Genomic DNA, 16,845 nt, shown 5'->3' on the forward strand with positions numbered 1-16,845 from the left:
CCTTATAAACCACAGTTTCTTCATTGGTTTTGCTGACCTCTTTAGCCTTACGGCAATATATCTAGCTTAACCTAATTACTCTGTTTAGAACGGGCTATGTTTCCAGTAGATTCGTCATCACCAGTTACAAGTACCTCTTAGTATTTCGACCTTGATTATCTTTTCTAATAAGTTTATAAGTTTACAATTTTGAATTACAAACTTTGTTTTACCTTCCTCCCTTTGCAAGAATAGATACTTTTGGTAATCTATCCCTCATTATGACTGCTAATATAATAGCTTCTGCATAATGTCCTCTTAGTTTTGCCCTCCATACTGTTACCAGTTTTCATTGGCTAAAAGTTAATAACTACTATGGATTCATCTGCCACCTGCACTACATCGTATCTCCCTTATGTTCCCACTTGTTTGAACTTACCTTTTAAAATAGGATAATACAGGTTTCTCCAGATAGGTTTGCCTGCCTAAATGCGAACGCATCCGTCTTAACTTATAAAGTTATCCAACTTTGGGGCTTTCCCATATTTTGCAGGGTTACCCACTTTATAAGCCATCTTCGGTTTACTTTCGTTATGTTCCACATTTCCCCTGCTGCTTCCTTCAGACCCTACCGTTGCCAGTAGCGCCCTTGCTCTCAGGTTGTGTTCCAGTTGGTTAGGTGACATAGGCTTCTTTCAGCCTATCGGCTCAGCGAACATGCTGGACGTACAAAAAACCGCTGATTACTCACCGGTTTATAATTTTCTCTACATCATATACTTCCCATTTATACTTATTTCAAAATAGGACTTCAATCAAACCTCGTTCAAAAAAATTTGGGCCATGTCTTTTTTACACTGAAACCCCAGTGCCTTTAATGAGTTTTGTAACGCTAATAGAGTATAGGCCATTTTATCCTTTTTCGCATTTTCCCCCATATGCCCTATTCTTATTACTTTTCCCTTTAAATATCCAAATGATCCAGCAATAAATATATTAAATTCCTCAAGCATATGTTTTAATAATTCTTTGTCATTTATACCTTCGGGAATTTCTATAACTGTTACGGTATTCGAATAGCCATCTTTTATATATAAATTAAGACCTGATTCAATTACAGCTTTTCTTGTAGCATTACCAATAGACTCATGCCTTTCAATTACTTCACTATCCTCTAAAATATTATCAATAGCTTGTCTTAGTCCAACAATATCACTTATTGGTGGTGTATATGGAAACCATTTGTTTTCATAATACTCTTTCCATACAAGTAAATTGCAATAATAAGAAGCTATTGGAGTTTCTCTATGTTGCATTAGTTTAAATGCATCTTCACTTATACTTAAAAAAGTTAGACCTGTAGGAGCAGAAACACATTTCTGTGAAGCACCTAGTACAATATCAATTTCCCATTCATCTACTCTTATATCTTCTCCACCCATAGCAGCTACACTATCTACTACTGTTAATATACCATTTTTCTTTAGTAAAGGGCATATTTTATCTATGTCATTTAAAACTCCAGAAGGAGTATCACAATGTACTACAGTAGCATATTTAAAGTCATGATCTTTTTCCAGGAATTTTTCTAATTCTATTACATCTATCTTACATTTCCTATCTCCTTTAAAGAAAACCACTTGTCCACCGTACATCTTAACAAAATCTGCAAAGCCTTCCCCAAATATTCCATTATCAATCACGAGTACCCTATCATTAGTTTCGGTTAGAGATGCACATGCTGCTTCAAGGCCTAAAATTCCCTCTCCACTTAATATTCTTACTTCATTATAAGTGTTTAAAAACTGGCCTATTTTGTCACAAGTTTCTTTGTAAAATTCATAAAACTGTAAATCCAAATCAGGATTAGTCGTGGCTAGAGCTCTTGCCATTCTAACATTCTCTCTTACCTCCGTAGGTCCTGGAGTCATTATTTGAGATACATTCATAATCTTCACTCCCTTAAACTTTAGTTTGCATCAACATCATCATGTTTTAGATTATATCACTACAAATAGATTTTAAAAAATGTATCCATACAATACTTTTTTTTCTAAAACACGATAACATTTCGAAATTTAGAATTTCAATAAAATGCTCATAAAAACTACTATTGTCTCAGATTCGTGCATATTTACATACAATAATTTATGAATTATTGTTTAATTGTATATCTTTTATATTTTTGGTTATATTTGTATAAATAAATGTGCTTTCATGTTAGCACATTGAAATGTCACAAAAATAAAAGTAGGTGTGAAAATATGAATATGAGAAATAATTTAACCAATTATAAAATCCTTTTGTTTACAATGATTTATACTGTTATTTGCATTATATTGATTAGGCATTTTACTGTCTTAGCTACAATAACTTCTATTAATCAAGAAAAAATGAATTCAAAGATAATTTTCTTAAGGCCTATCAATATATCAGCATTTTCAAATGAACTACCTTATACCTCAAATTTACCAATAAATAAGCAACTCACTACTCTAAGCCGAGGATATATTGGAAAAGTTGATAATAATGCTCCAAAAAAGAAGGTTTCACATAATTATGATGATGAGATCTATACCTTAAATGAATCTGCTTTACTCGATAGCTATTATACAAGAAAGTCCAAAATAAATTCATCCACTATTATCCCTAAGGTAAATAAGATCCTTAATGGTCATCTTCCAGCTTTTTTAATGTACAAAAATGTTAATATAACAAATTTAAAAGAATTTTTAAAATCTAGAAACTCCCTATTAGTTGAAGACCCTTATTTTTCAACAATAATATCTGTAAGCAAAGATTTTAATTTAAATCCACTTGTTATGTTTGCTATTACAGGACAAGAACAATCCTTCGTCTCCAAAGACAATAAAAATGCCTACAAGATAGCTAACAATCCCTTTAATGTTTTTAACAGCTGGCAAAAATATAACACTAGTATCCAAGACACTACAAGGATTGCTGCAAGGACCATAGTGAATTTATGTAAAAACAAGCCTGATGATATAGATGCCTTTACTTGGGTTAATCGAAAATACTCAGAAGATAAAAGTTGGTCAAAATCCGTTCGCTCTATATTCAAACAACTTGAAGGTAATGTTTCTTATTGGAAATAAATCAACCCTACTATATATATATCACCCTATAATTTAATTTAATTGGGATACATCTATCTATCATAAAACTATTTATATAAATGCCTACTTCTGATTAATCCTCTAATCTCTTTATAGGACTATCGTCACTGTGTCTTTGCAATCTATTTAGTCCAATTGTTTGCTTTACGACCCCTTTTAACTATTCTCCTTATTTATCCTTTGTAAATCAAATGATAAGTTATCTCTTAATAGAAATTTAAATACCTTAACTCTTAACTCCTTTGTAATTATTCCATAATCTCATAAGTGGAGTTGATAATTTGAGTAACTCAATGCTACTATCATTGCTGCATAATTTATCAATTAATTTATCTAGGAGTTTTTTATTCGAATTCTTAACTCCAAAATCTATTTCATCATCAGTTAAACTCTCCATAAATCTTCTAAAAACGAGAGAATGATTATAATTTTCAAATAGTGGTGTGCAAAGTTCCTCATAAGTCCCTAGATTACAGATATCATATGCAGAATATATTCCTGTTAAAATTGACGCGTACTGTCCAAATCCTAATCCTGGAGAAATAGCACCAAAACAATTGCCAACAAAGTATGTATTATCAATTTTAGGTTTATCACATATTCCCATCATATATCTTGTAACTTCAAATTTATCAGTTATTATAAGGCTTTGGTCTAAATTAACACATGCTAAATTATAGAATTTCCCCCACATATCATTTATATCTAATTCTATATTATCAGGGTAATCAGGATAAGCCATAACTAAGTCTGCTTCTTTTTCAGAAAAAGGTATGAGCCAACCATATCCTTTAGGTAGTATCTCATAATTAAACCACACATGAGGATTGCTCTTAGTAAACTCACCTTGAACAGTTGCTCCTTTGATAGTGCACGTAAGGTCACACCTATAATTACCTAAACGAGAAGCATATTCCCCATCTCCAGTTGCGAGTACCACATATTCAAAATCCTTACATAACTCTTTATATTCATAGGTTGAGTTAAATTTAATATTAGCTTTTACTTGCTTCGATAATTGATTTTCAAAGGAATCCACATGTCTACCTCGTACATTTGTATGCCCAATTTTTCCATCAATACTACCAATCATATTTTTAGAATGTATAAATAATTTATCTACTTCATCTATAGGTGTTAAATTTATATGATAATTCTCTGCTAGATAAGGCAACCAATTTTTAGTAGGTCTATTAAGGATACTGAACATTGCCTCTGCATTAACAAATCTATCCCCCACAATATTTCTTTTCTCGAAAATAGTTGGTGTAATTCCATATCTCTCAAGTGTTATAGCACAGGATAGTCCAGACAATCCAGCTCCCATTATTGCAACTTCCAATTAAAACACCTCCTATAACGTATAGTATACAACTCAATATGATTTCTATACATTATAAGGCAATATAATGTTAAACTTATAATATACTTCCTAGTCCTTGGTGTATTAGTTTACCACTAATTTACATACTTTTTAAACCATTCATTATCTTTAGCCCGTCTTTAATTCTGTTCATGGAAGGATAGAATTGCTTCTTCAACATATACTCATTCCACAGCTTTTCATTACTTAATGAAACCCATACTAATTCTAATATTTTTCTAAAACTAACAGTTTCACTACCAATACTTTCAACACTTCCTGGTATTGGTGTGCATAAAAAGGTTATGTACCTTTGATATTCATCTATTCCATTAGAAGGTTCATCAAATATAATCTTTTCTATTTCGACTTCTAAATTTGTCTCTTCTTTTAATTCACGTTTTATAGCTTCCTCTTCTGTTTCTCCATGCTCTAAATTTCCACCTGGTAACATCCAATATTCTTCATGTCTTTTGTAATTGTATTGTCTAAGTACAAGAATCCTATTATCCTTTAAAATTACGGCCTGACATCTAACTATTCTTGCCATCTATTTTACCCTCCCAAACATACTGTAATTTATTTTAATTTAGTTAAATCCTGATTTGAAAGAGCAGGTCTTTTTTTTAATGTGACACAAATATACAAAAACAGAAATGCTATAAGCCCACCGCATGTATCTACCATTACATCTCTAAAAGCAGGCCCTCTTCCTGGAACAAAAGCTTGATGGAACTCATCAGAGCATGCATATAAAAATACTATTACTAGTCCCCAAATAAAAACTTTAATGTTCCATTTTTCCTTTGTATTAATAGCCCTAAATAACAACATGTACAAAATAAAATACTCGGTAAAATGTGCTGCTTTTCTTACTATAAAATCACTTAAAGTTCCAAGTATGCTGTTTAGGTCCATCCCAAGTAACTTGAATACTCGTATTACAAATTTATTATTTTCACTTGATACCTCACCAGGCTGACTAGAAAACATAAATATTAATACCATCCACCCTAGAACCAAAAGCCAATCTATATTCTTTTTCTTCATATTACACCCCTCAAGTATCTTAAAAATTTTTATGTTAATACTTTTATTATGATTTAAGTGTATTTCCTTGTCAATATTACATTCTGGAAGTTTAAATGCTAAAGATCAATAGATACAGATAATTATCTCATCTATTGATCTTTAGCAATTTCTTAAATTACCATAAAAATATTTTTTTTGCAGGTTGACAAATCCTAACTTGCAAGTTAAAATAAATGTAAGTTATTTTTATAAAGACTGTGACGAGAAGAGTATATGTAGGAAGTAGTTAAAGCGAGTGGATTATAGTGAGAGTTCCATGCGAAGCCTATATTGAAGAACATCTCTGAGTTTCCAACTGAAATCCTTGTGAAATTAGGTGTGGACGGAGCCTAACCGTTATTTATAGGACAGTATCGAATCTTTTTCCGTACTGATTACGAGTGAGCTTTTTAAAGCTAATTTAGGTGGTACCACGGGAGTTTAACCTTTCGTCCTAGAAACAAGGATGAGAGGTTTTTTGTTTTTTGTTTCAATTTTAAGAACTATAGCATGGTCATGCTAATAATCACTAAAAAGCACAAAAATACTAGGAGGTTTTATTTATGATAACTTATAAAAAAGAACTTGCAATTCCAGTTGGATACAAATCACTTCTTGGATTAAAAGAAACCGAAATTGCTATTAAACAAGTAAAGGATTATTTTGAAAGTAGATTAGCAAAAGAGTTAACACTTACAAGAGTCTCAGCTCCTCTTTTTGTAAAATCTGATACAGGAATAAATGATAACCTAAACGGCATAGAACGTGTTGTTTCCTTTGATATGAAAGCTTTAGGTGATACATCTATTGAAATTGTAAATTCATTAGCTAAGTGGAAACGTATGGCTCTATATAGGTATGGCTTTGAGGTAGGCGAAGGTCTATATACGGATATGAATGCTATAAGACGGGATGAAGATTTAGATAACCTTCACTCTATATATGTGGATCAATGGGATTGGGAAAAGGTTATTATAAAAAAAGAAAGAACTTTAGACAAATTAAAAGAAATTGTAACTAATCTTTATAAAGTATTTAAAGATACTGAAGATCAGGTACATAAATTATATCCTAAAAAAGAAAAATTTTTACCTGAGGAAATTTTCTTTATAACTACGCAAGAACTTGAAGATTTGTACCCTACTTTTACTCCAAAAGAAAGAGAAGATGCTATATGTAAAGAAAGAACTGCAGTATTTATCATGCAAATTGGAGGCACACTAAAATCCGGTGAAAAACATGATGGTAGAGCTCCTGACTATGATGATTGGTATCTTAATGGAGATATCATATTTTGGAATCCAATATTAGAAAGAGCCTTTGAACTATCTTCTATGGGAATACGAGTTGATGAAGTAGCTCTAAGAGAGCAGCTTAAAGTAGCTGGTTGTGAGGAGAGAAGTTCCTTTGAATTCCATAAGCTACTACTAGAAGGCAAACTCCCATATACTGTAGGCGGAGGCATAGGTCAATCTAGAATATGTATGTATTTTCTAAATAAAGCTCACATTGGCGAAGTTCAATCTTCAATATGGACAGATGAAATGATAGAAGATTGTTTGAATGCAAATATAGTTTTACTTTAATATTATCTAAAAAATAAAAGCCACTAAAAATACTAACTATTTTCAGTGGCTTTTATTTTTTTCGTGTGCTTTTTTCTATATATATTCAGACTCAGACTAATTTTATCTCAAATATTTTAGGCCAAATCTTTCCGGTTACAAAAATATGATTGTTTTTTGTATTATAAGTTATTCCATTAAGTGTACCTACATTTTTATATTCTTTAGGACTCAACAATCCTTTGAGATCTATCCAACCAGTTATTTTACCACTATGAGGACAAATTCGAGCAATCTTATTGCTTTTACATACATTGGCATAAATTTCTCCTCTAATAAACTCCAATTCATTTAGCCTAGTAATAGGCTTAATTTCATCATGAACTTTAATGCTATATACCTTTTTAAAGTTTATGGGATTCAAAAAAAATATTTCATCTGTACCATCACTCATAATTAAATGCTCATCATTGTGCGTAATTCCCCAGCCTTCTGTATTATAGTAAAACTTGTTAATTAGATTAAAACTGTCTTTATTATAAATAAGACCCACATTAGATTTCCATGTTAACTGAATAATTTTATTTTTATAAATTGTGATTCCCTCTCCAAAATAACTTTCATCTAATTTTTGTAATTTTATAATCTCACCTGTTTGTAAATCTACTTTACGCAGTGTTGACTCATTAAATTTTCCAGTGCTTTCATACATATAACCAGACTCATACACTAACCCTTCGGTAAAAGCAGTAATATCATGTGGATAAGTGTTTATAATATCGTAAGAATATACTGGGATATTATTGAAATATACCATAAACATCACGTCCCTACATAATTTATGTTTTGTGATTATTATATGTGCATTTCAACGCTTATGTTAATGTAAAACAAAAGTATATTCTCACAGCAGCCTTTTACATAGTATATGCATACCCACATAAATTATAAACACTATTCCTAGTCTTTACCCAATAAATTCAGGACTTTCCACATTATCGGCTCTTATTGCTTTTTTCATTATAGTAAGATCTATAGTCTGGTTCTGTTTATCGATGGTGCAAGGATATCTGTTACCACAGGTGCTACATTCTATATATTCCTTAAAGCAAGTCTGCTCTCTGTTATTGAATAAAAATGGAAGATTTTCTAAATCTTCATTTTCTGTATTTGCATTTACCATATCTATTGTATATGTGTACCGATAAGTGGCTTCATGCTTTATTTCGAAGTTTTTGCTCTTACACTTTGGACATATTACCTCTTCATTAATTTTCAATTTATTACATCCTTTCAATGATAGTATATTTATAGTCTTTGTTTTTTGTAGTCTTCTATTATAGCCTTAGAGTTTTATAGTATTTTTATACACTAAATGATAAAATATGTATTATAAGTAAATTTTAAAGATTTATCAACTCTAAAAAAGCTAAGTTTAATAAAAGGGAGGATTTTTAATGAAATTCAAAACTAAAAAAGCAATTGGACTTTTAGGGATTTTGTGTTTATCAATGTTTATGGTTGGATGTATGCCCGGTGATGGCAGTTACTCTCAAGTTAAGCCTGCTAATTTTTTATCAGGTATTTGGCATGGATGGATTGCACCCATATCCCTTATTTTAGGTATATTTAATAAAAATCATCGTGTTTATGAAATTGTAAATTCTGGATGGTGGTATGATTTTGGTTTTTATATAGCTATTATAAGCGGCTTTGGTGGACTTTCTTTAAGTCGTAAGAAGAAAAAAGAAAAATAGTATGGCATTATTCTATTAACTAATAATAAAATTAATGGTAAACTAGATATAATAAATATTTCTTTAATATAAAAAATTAATTTATCTAGTTATTAATATATTATATAGATTACACTGTATTTTTACATCTACGGTCATTCTGTATCATAGGTGTATAAATAAGATTGGAGGTTAAGCTTTGATTAATACTAGAAAACAAATAAGTACATCCGTCTTAGAATCACAAGATTTATTTCAAGATATATTTGTTCCTGTAAATAAGAGGCAGGGGTTTATAAAATCAAAATCTCCTAATATTCCTATTTATTTTTATAGATATATTGGTATTAGTGAAAATAGCGAACTCTATTATGAGCATTTACATAAACTAAACCTTAAACTTACTACACTTGGAAGCTTATATATAAATTTCACCTCTGGAATACCAGTGAAATTTTTATCTACATCTATATCAGAAATATCCTGGGATGCCCTTCTAAGCTCTAGTTCGTCCGAAAGGAATACTTTAATTAGCATTCTTAAAACTAAAGGTCTATTTCCAAATTTTAATAACAACTATTTTAATGAATATATTCAAAATAGCTTCGATGAAACCATGGCTCTTTATTTAAAAAATGAACCTAATAGTACAGAAACTGTAATAAAAAATTTTGCAGTTAAATTATTAGGATGGACTTTGGACTATGCTCCAAAGCTATTTTGTAATTCTAATTATAATTCTAGACTAGAGGATAATATTAACAATCCTAAGGTCCTTTTTTATGGTGACATCAAAAATCATGAAATTTATTTTTTAATTTTCTTATCCAAACTAAGTTGTGATGTGATATATATTAATTCTCTATCGGATATGGGTTTTGTAAAAATTGATAAACGAAATGTGTATTCAAAACTCCTAAAGCTACCTAAAACTCAGCCATTAAGGAATTTTGACTTAAAAACCACCATACACTCTAAGAAACCTATTGTAACTGATACTAGTAACATTAAAGAAACTGTTATTAAAAAAGAGCAAGCAGTTATAGAAAATAGGGTTTCTCCTTTAGCTATAACGTTTAAAGGTTCTATTAACACTTTACTTAAAAGCAGCATGAACATCTTTAATGATATCATCTTGCCTGTAAATAAAAGGATTGGATTTTTAGGAGGCACTGTACCTTTTATCCCAGTGTATTTTTATAGATACATAGGAATAAAAGAAAAGGAAGATGATTATTATAATGATCTATTTCGATTAGATAAAAATTTAAGCATGTTCGACGGTCTATATTTAAGACTTACAGACTCTATTCCCATACATTCCAATATTAAATTAAATACCAGTTGTCTAAATATATGGCAGAATGTAGATCCTTTTGATGCTTCATTAACCACTAAGATTGCTGCACTGCTTATGGAACATAAAATTTTCCCCACCAATAATGATACCTTAAACTGTTCTATGGCAAATAGTTTTAGTTATATATTAGATTTATATTGCAAGGAAGAGAAGAATTTAAACTTATCTAAAGTTAAAAATTTTTCACTTAAATTACTTTCTTGGATTCATGAATTTGTACCAACCCTTGTAAAGAATTTTCACTTTCAAGATACTGCTTCTGATGAAATTATAAACCCAAAAATCATATATTATGGTGATATTAAAAAACATGAGCTTTTATTTTTGGTTTTTTTATCTAAAATAGGTTGTGATGTAATATATATAAATTCACTATGTGATAAATTTTTAGATATTACAGAATCTAGTGAGATAATTTCAAAATGTTCTGAACTCCAATATAAAGCTGATTTAAAAGAATTTCCCAAAGAAGAAAAACTAATAAGGCAAGAAACTATTGCTGCCTTGGCCTCTAGAGAATTATCAAACTCTCTTTATACTGATAGCGATGGATTTTATAAACCTTGGCAATTTGAGGAGTATAAAACTCAACCTGCAACACTTAAAACTACCCTTTATGAGTTTAAACTTCTATGGAATGAATCCTCTAGTCTGCGTACAGGATTTCGAGTGGAGAATAAAACCGTTTATATGCCAAACCTATTTGCAAAAATAAGTGGTGTTCCAAGTGATTTAACTTTATATTGGAAGGACTTTTTTCATTTAAAATGCGCAGATAGTACATTATTCATAGCCCAAATTCCTTTTACTAATGTAAGTTACTCTAAAACTGATTTATACTCTTTAGCCTTTGTACTCAATACTAGTGGATTTGTAGATGAAAAAAAACTACTAGCCCACAGTTGCTATAAGTTTTCCTATTTAAAAACTTCCCTGCAACATATTATTTTAGAAAAAATCAATTATTTGATAAAAACAGATATGCTAAAAAAAACTATAGATAAAGACTTCAAATTAAAGATTTTAATGATTATATTAAATACTGATAAAAACATCTTACAACTAATTCAGCAATATGATTATCCGTCTAAAATACCTAAACTACTAATTTACGATAATAATGAAAATATTTTTAGTGATGAGGATTCCATTATGCTATGCTTTCTAAATTTGTTTGGCTTAGACATTAGCATATTAACTCCTACTGGCTACAACAATATAGAAGGAAAAATCCAGGAAAAATTTTATGACATTCATAGACTAGAAGAGGTGAATTTTAATTTACCCTTACCTGATTTTAATGATGAGAAAAGATACACTAAAGAAAAAGGTAAAGGTTTCTTATCTAATATTTTTAATTTTAAATAACTTATATAATAATATTTAAAAATTAAATAAGGTACTTATAAGGTATAACCCAACAAAAACAATAGGTAGTCTGCATAGAATTATATGCTATCTACCTATTGTTTTTTTAAAGATGTATTGTGTCAAAAGTATACACAATTACTAAATAGTCTCTATTCCATAATTGTCACACAGCGCCTCCAGGCCTCCTCTAAATCCACTACCTATACAATTAATCTTCCATTCATTTTTATATCTATATATCTCTGCTACTACCATAGCTGTTTCTATAGATAAATTTTCATTAAATTTATAATTTAAAAACTCTTGTTTACTATCTCCAGCTATAATTCTAAAATATCCCTTTGATAACTGTCCAAAGTTCTGATTTCTTTCCGTTGCTTCATAAATAGTTACAGTAAAAGCTAATTTTTTAATGTGTGACGGTATTAGATTTAAATCTAGCTGTATGCACTCATTATATGCATCTTTAAGGGAAGTATTATGATCCGCTTTAATAACTATTCCTCCACAAGTACTCTTAGTGTTTTCATAAAAAATAAAATCTTTTTCTATAGTCTTATCATTTACATCCACCATGAATACTGACACATCTAAATCAAAGTCATTTCGACCATTTGTGATTGCATTATAGTCTAGCGTTACTATTAATTTCGATAGATTTTTAGCATTTTGATTTAAGCTTAATTTTTGTCCTTTACCCAGCTTAATGCTTTTCGTAATATCTACAAGTTTTCTTTTTTCCATGTTCTTATTTGGATTTACACTCGCATTCACATTATTTTGAGCAGTTACCTTAGGCTGCTCATTATTCATGCTTTGAATATTGTTTTGATTTGTATGCTGCTTTGCGCCCATTACTATAGTTGAATTGTTTTCTGGTCTGATGCTGGTTTCAATAATTAATTTCCCATATTTCTTCTTTTGGGACATTATTTTTTTATTACTACCTTCAATAATTATAGCCACAAACACCCCTCCCTTAATCTATTGCAACATTAAGTCCCGACTGTCTCTCATAAGGCTGAATAATTACAGTTTCTCCTTGAGAATTAAACTCTAACATATATGATTCACCAGATGTTTGCCCAAGGAAAGTTTTCCAATTCACATCAGTTTTAAAATTAGGATCAGTACCTGTCCAGCATACAACTGCATCAGGGTCCACTGTACAAGGTGTCTCTAGAATGATTGGGTTACCATTGGTAGTTATAACTACCTGAGGATTATTGCCTATGGCTGTCAAATTTGTTGTAAACATACCCTTTTGAGATATTACACCTGACCCCACAAACCTAACTCCATATTTACAGCCCTCAGTAAAAGCAAGTAAATTTTCTCCTTCAACTCCTACACTCTGACCTGGTGCAAGTGTAATTATAGTAGTATGTTGCGCTCTGTTTGCCATATAATAACTACCTTTTCCTTTTACGTTCATAATATGTATATTCTCTCCAGTCAGCTTTCTTGCTGCTAGATTCATAACCGATTTAAATATACTTTGATTACTATTTGTATCTAATAATACCTTTTCAGAAGTAAAGTTCCCCTTATAAGCCACCATTGCACCTAATTTTGCAAAAAACTGTCCGTCGCCCTCTGCGATGCAAGTAAGTTCTTGATGATTTCTAAAGTTAAACATACCTATTAACCCCTTTCTTATTTACAATGTACCTAATTTGTAATTATATAATCCTTCCGTAAATTTCGATACAAAATTCTATATATCAATTATAGCATAATTTTGTTAATTATCTATTAATACATACAACGTCTATTCCGAGCCATAAATATTTGCTATACTAATGTAACTAATGTTACAATATGTTAAATATATATTTATAAAAAAATTCAAATACCCAAGGAGGCTACTGTGAAATACTTAAAAATGTTAGGAAAAATAGTTTTATACTTTACGGTTTACATACTTACTACATTTGTATGCACGTTTACCTATTCAATTATTTATGGAATAATTAATTTTAATAGTGTAACTAACGCTCAGATTAATGAGTCATTAGTAAGAGACGGATTTTTATTAACTGCTGCTGCTGAAATAATAGGTTTTGGAATTTATGTGCTTATGTTTAGAAAAAAAGAGATAAATTTATTTCAAAGATGTAGTTTCAAGAAAATAAGTTTGAAGAACTCTTCGCTTATAGTACTTTGCTCTTTAGGACTAGCCATATTCTCCGGTAGTTTGGTAAATTTACTTATAAGTAAATTCCCAAGTTATATGAAAACAAGTGCTGCTATAGAATTAAATGCAACTTCTTTTTTAGGCATTGTTTGTCTTGTTTTGATTATACCTATATTTGAAGAGATTTTATTTAGAGGATTAATATATAACGAATTAAAAACCCACTTAAATATAATTTTAGCTATAATTCTTCAAAGTATTATATTTGCTGTAGCACATGGTAATATGCTTCAAGGTATTTATACATTTATTATGGGTGTAGTATTAGCTATAATATATAATAAGACTAGATCAATTATTGCACCAATGTTATTTCACATAATGTATAATTTATTGGGTTCCATTGGTTCCATTGTAATCCCACTTATAATAACCTCCTTTGATGGTTATAATATAGTGTTTCTGATTTTAGGATCAATTATAACGGTCCTCTCATTAGCTCTTATATTCAAAAATAATGCTTAACAATTAACAGTAATGCGTTATATGCAGAGCTTTAAATACTTATTCAATATTCAGTAATTCCTGTGTTTATATGTAATTATATAAACACCTATGTTATAATAATGTATTACAGTCAGTATTAATTGTTTTTTTATATGCTGATTAATTTAATAAATGGAGAATAAATATGATATATTTTAATGATATTAATAATTCAAAAGATATTTTTTTTAAATCGCCTTCATCATATGGGTTATTTTCCTCAAGAGAGGAATTATCTTATGCATTAGGTGCATGTTTATATATGCCAGGAACACGTGAAAATTTACTTAAAGACATACTTTTTAATAAAAGTATGGGAGCTCACACAATTACTCTTTGTATTGAGGACTCTGTATCTTCAGACCAAGTTGAAGGAGCTGAAAATAACATTATTGGTCTATTTAAGAAAATTGCTCTTCTATTAAGAGAAGATGAATCTTTTATGGACAACCTACCTCTTCTTTTTATAAGAGTTAGAAGCGTTAAACAACTGAAAAAATTACTTAATGAATCTTTCTTTGTGGGACTTTGTGGTTTTATATTTCCTAAATTTGATGCTACAGTTGGAGTAACCTATTTTTCTATACTAAGTAAATATAATAAATCTAACAAAAGAACTCTTTACGGAATGCCAATCCTCGAAACTCCTGGCATAATTCATAGTGAGACTCGAATAGAAGAGCTTATTAAAATAAAACATGTTATAGATAACTATAGTGAATACGTTTTAAATATTAGAATTGGTGGAACAGATTTTTCTGGATTATATAGTCTTAGACGTGGTAGAGACTTTACCGTATATGATTTAGCTGTTGTACGGGACTGTATTTGCGATATAATAAATGTGTTTAAACGAGATAATTATGTTATCTCGGGGGTAGTTTATGAATATTATAGTAACGTTATAAATTTCAATAATAATGTTCTTATTAAAGAAACTCTTTTAGATAGAACTAATGGCTTAACAGGTAAAACTGTTATACATCCAACCCAAGTAAATTTAGTGAATTCTCTTATGGTGGTTTCTAAAGAAAATTATATAGATGCTGTTAATATTGTTAATTCATCTCTAGATGGTGTAATTAAGAGTGACTATTCCAATAAGATGAATGAGATAAAACCTCATGAAAAGTGGGCTAAAGAAATTTTATTAAAAGCTAAAATAATGGGGGTATATGAAGATGGAAAATCTCACACAGAATTGTTGCAACGACTCAATTCACTACAACATAGATAATAGTCTAGATATATCACTTAATATAGAAGAAAACAACTGCAATATTCCTATGTCAAAGCTTTTTACTATGTCCGCTAGAGAAAATAAGAAAAGAGATTTCTTATTTGTAAGTAAGGTCATAGGTAAGCACATGCCAATGATTCCAGATACTTTAAAAATAATTGGTGGAATTTTGGCTCGTATATGGATTAATGAAAGAGAAGACTCCTGTGATTATCCTACTGATGAATTAGTAAATATGCTTATATCTTTGGATTCATCTATGTACATCACTGATTCAGATTTAAAAAGCGAAAAAAAATCAATGAGAAATCGTAATATGTCTGTTAACAAAAGCGATTACAAACACATTTTACAATCACCCATAAGACTTAAAAACAAAACCCTTTTTATAGGTTTTGCAGAGACTGCTACTGGTCTTGCTCAATCAGTATTTCAAAATTTTTCAAATGCATCTTATATACATACTACTAGGGAAAAAATAACTTCTATAAAGCCGGCACTATTTTTTAATGAAGAACATTCTCATGCAGTAGAACATTCTCTTTTCCCTTGTAAAAATGATTTTTTTAATGATTTTGAAGATATAGTTTTGATAGATGATGAGCTTACTACGGGTAAATCTGCATTAAATTTAATAAAATGTCTTCCTGGGAAATCTTTTGGAATATTATCAATACTAGATTGGCGAGATGCAATAAGCTATAAAATGTTTCAAGATGAAAAAAATATAGATGTTCGAGTATGTTCCTTACTAAAAGGAGATATTAAGTGCAGTAAATCAAAAGATATTGTTAGCGATGCTCTAACTGTACCTCCTCTATCCACTAAACTAATTCCATGCAACGAATACGTTTTTAAAATAGATAATAACATTGAAGGCTATAATAAAGCTACGGGTAGATTTGGACTTAGCTCTCAAGATAATTCAAAAATTTCCGAGGAAATTAAGTCAATATCTGAAGTGCTAAAAAAAGAAAGGACTTCAGGAAACTGTCTTTGCCTAGGAACCGGTGAATTTATTTATATACCTTGCACTATAAGCGCCGGACTTGGCTATAATGTGTATTTTCACTCTACTACTCGAAGTCCTGTTCATGCTAGAAATATTGATACTTATGGTAATAAAAACAAAGTGGCTTTTCAAAGCCCTGAAGATGACACAATAACTAATTACCTTTATAATATACCCGATAATTTCTATGACCAGGTGTTCTTCTTATCTGAAAAACCTTTAACTAAAGATAAAAAAGAAGAATTAAATAGGATTTTCTCAAACTTTCATGTGAAATCTATTGTCTTCGTATGTTGGAAAGGCTAATAGCTAAATCATTTCAGCCGTA

The 16,845-nt window shown here is 30.0% G+C and carries 16 protein-coding genes and 1 other annotated feature; of the genes, 7 read left to right on the plus strand and 9 right to left on the minus strand.

Features of this window, described 5'->3' with window-relative positions; genetic code table 11:
* Window positions 1-485 precede the first annotated feature (485 nt).
* Window positions 486-665, minus strand: a complete 180-nt coding sequence (locus KPL51_RS19850; RefSeq protein ID WP_216165545.1) for a hypothetical protein — start codon at window positions 663-665, stop codon at window positions 486-488.
* Between the two features lie 129 nt (window positions 666-794).
* The gene (locus tag KPL51_RS19855; RefSeq protein WP_216165548.1) at window positions 795-1,928 is read right to left on the minus strand and encodes a pyridoxal-phosphate-dependent aminotransferase family protein; all 1,134 of its coding nucleotides are present in this window, start codon (window positions 1,926-1,928) and stop codon (window positions 795-797) included.
* Between the two features lie 315 nt (window positions 1,929-2,243).
* Here KPL51_RS19855 and KPL51_RS19860 point away from each other — a divergent pair, with 315 nt between their 5' ends.
* The gene (locus KPL51_RS19860; RefSeq protein WP_224854553.1) at window positions 2,244-3,095 is read left to right on the plus strand and encodes a hypothetical protein; all 852 of its coding nucleotides are present in this window, start codon (window positions 2,244-2,246) and stop codon (window positions 3,093-3,095) included.
* A 247-nt stretch (window positions 3,096-3,342) separates the two neighbouring features.
* Here the strand turns inward: KPL51_RS19860 and KPL51_RS19865 are convergent, their stop codons facing one another.
* The 3 genes from KPL51_RS19865 to KPL51_RS19875 all read right to left on the minus strand — a co-directional run bounded on the left by KPL51_RS19865 (window position 3,343) and on the right by KPL51_RS19875 (window position 5,529).
* Window positions 3,343-4,458, minus strand: a complete 1,116-nt coding sequence (locus KPL51_RS19865; protein WP_216165552.1) for an NAD(P)/FAD-dependent oxidoreductase — start codon at window positions 4,456-4,458, stop codon at window positions 3,343-3,345.
* Window positions 4,459-4,579: 121 nt separating this feature from the next.
* Window positions 4,580-5,029 carry an NUDIX domain-containing protein gene (locus tag KPL51_RS19870; RefSeq protein WP_216165554.1) on the minus strand — a complete coding sequence of 150 codons (450 nt, stop codon included), beginning with the start codon at window positions 5,027-5,029 and terminating at the stop codon, window positions 4,580-4,582.
* Window positions 5,030-5,058: 29 nt separating this feature from the next.
* The gene (locus tag KPL51_RS19875) at window positions 5,059-5,529 is read right to left on the minus strand and encodes a VanZ family protein (RefSeq protein WP_216165556.1); all 471 of its coding nucleotides are present in this window, start codon (window positions 5,527-5,529) and stop codon (window positions 5,059-5,061) included.
* A 230-nt stretch (window positions 5,530-5,759) separates the two neighbouring features.
* Window positions 5,760-6,010: a binding site (T-box leader), on the plus strand.
* Between the two features lie 103 nt (window positions 6,011-6,113).
* Between KPL51_RS19875 and asnA the strand changes: the two genes are divergently transcribed.
* Complete coding sequence (gene asnA / locus KPL51_RS19880; RefSeq protein ID WP_216165558.1) at window positions 6,114-7,136, plus strand: aspartate--ammonia ligase; 1,023 nt, start codon at window positions 6,114-6,116, stop codon at window positions 7,134-7,136.
* A gap of 91 nt (window positions 7,137-7,227) precedes the next feature.
* Here the strand turns inward: asnA and KPL51_RS19885 are convergent, their stop codons facing one another.
* Window positions 7,228-7,932, minus strand: a complete 705-nt coding sequence (locus KPL51_RS19885; protein WP_216165560.1) for a glutaminyl-peptide cyclotransferase — start codon at window positions 7,930-7,932, stop codon at window positions 7,228-7,230.
* Window positions 7,933-8,082: 150 nt separating this feature from the next.
* The gene (locus KPL51_RS19890) at window positions 8,083-8,394 is read right to left on the minus strand and encodes a hypothetical protein (protein WP_216165562.1); all 312 of its coding nucleotides are present in this window, start codon (window positions 8,392-8,394) and stop codon (window positions 8,083-8,085) included.
* A 232-nt stretch (window positions 8,395-8,626) separates the two neighbouring features.
* On the opposite strand from KPL51_RS19890, the gene KPL51_RS19895 reads away from it, so the two are divergent.
* Together KPL51_RS19895 and KPL51_RS19900 are read left to right on the plus strand one after the other, a co-directional pair.
* A complete protein-coding gene (locus KPL51_RS19895; protein ID WP_376770107.1) occupies window positions 8,627-8,872 on the plus strand; it encodes a hypothetical protein in 246 nt (81 codons plus the stop codon).
* Window positions 8,873-9,050: 178 nt separating this feature from the next.
* The gene (locus KPL51_RS19900) at window positions 9,051-11,579 is read left to right on the plus strand and encodes a YceG family protein (RefSeq protein ID WP_216165567.1); all 2,529 of its coding nucleotides are present in this window, start codon (window positions 9,051-9,053) and stop codon (window positions 11,577-11,579) included.
* Window positions 11,580-11,720: 141 nt separating this feature from the next.
* On the opposite strand, the gene KPL51_RS19905 is transcribed toward KPL51_RS19900, so the two are convergent.
* Window positions 11,721-12,548, minus strand: coding sequence for a TerD family protein (locus tag KPL51_RS19905; protein ID WP_224854556.1), 828 nt, complete (start codon window positions 12,546-12,548; stop codon window positions 11,721-11,723).
* Window positions 12,549-12,561: 13 nt separating this feature from the next.
* Window positions 12,562-13,221, minus strand: coding sequence for an AIM24 family protein (locus tag KPL51_RS19910; protein ID WP_216165569.1), 660 nt, complete (start codon window positions 13,219-13,221; stop codon window positions 12,562-12,564).
* A 231-nt stretch (window positions 13,222-13,452) separates the two neighbouring features.
* Here KPL51_RS19910 and KPL51_RS24400 point away from each other — a divergent pair, with 231 nt between their 5' ends.
* The 3 genes from KPL51_RS24400 (at window position 13,453) to KPL51_RS19925 (ending at window position 16,823) form a co-directional block, all read left to right on the plus strand.
* Complete coding sequence (locus tag KPL51_RS24400) at window positions 13,453-14,244, plus strand: CPBP family intramembrane glutamic endopeptidase (RefSeq protein WP_216165571.1); 792 nt, start codon at window positions 13,453-13,455, stop codon at window positions 14,242-14,244.
* Between the two features lie 166 nt (window positions 14,245-14,410).
* A complete protein-coding gene (locus KPL51_RS19920; RefSeq protein WP_216165573.1) occupies window positions 14,411-15,502 on the plus strand; it encodes an HpcH/HpaI aldolase/citrate lyase family protein in 1,092 nt (363 codons plus the stop codon).
* Complete coding sequence (locus KPL51_RS19925) at window positions 15,447-16,823, plus strand: phosphoribosyltransferase family protein (protein ID WP_216165575.1); 1,377 nt, start codon at window positions 15,447-15,449, stop codon at window positions 16,821-16,823. Before KPL51_RS19920 ends, KPL51_RS19925 begins: the two co-directional genes overlap by 56 nt.
* Window positions 16,824-16,845 lie beyond the last annotated feature (22 nt).

It is taken from the genome of Clostridium bowmanii, assembly GCF_018861315.1.
GTDB classification, from domain to species: Bacteria; Bacillota; Clostridia; order Clostridiales; family Clostridiaceae; genus Clostridium_AD; species Clostridium_AD bowmanii.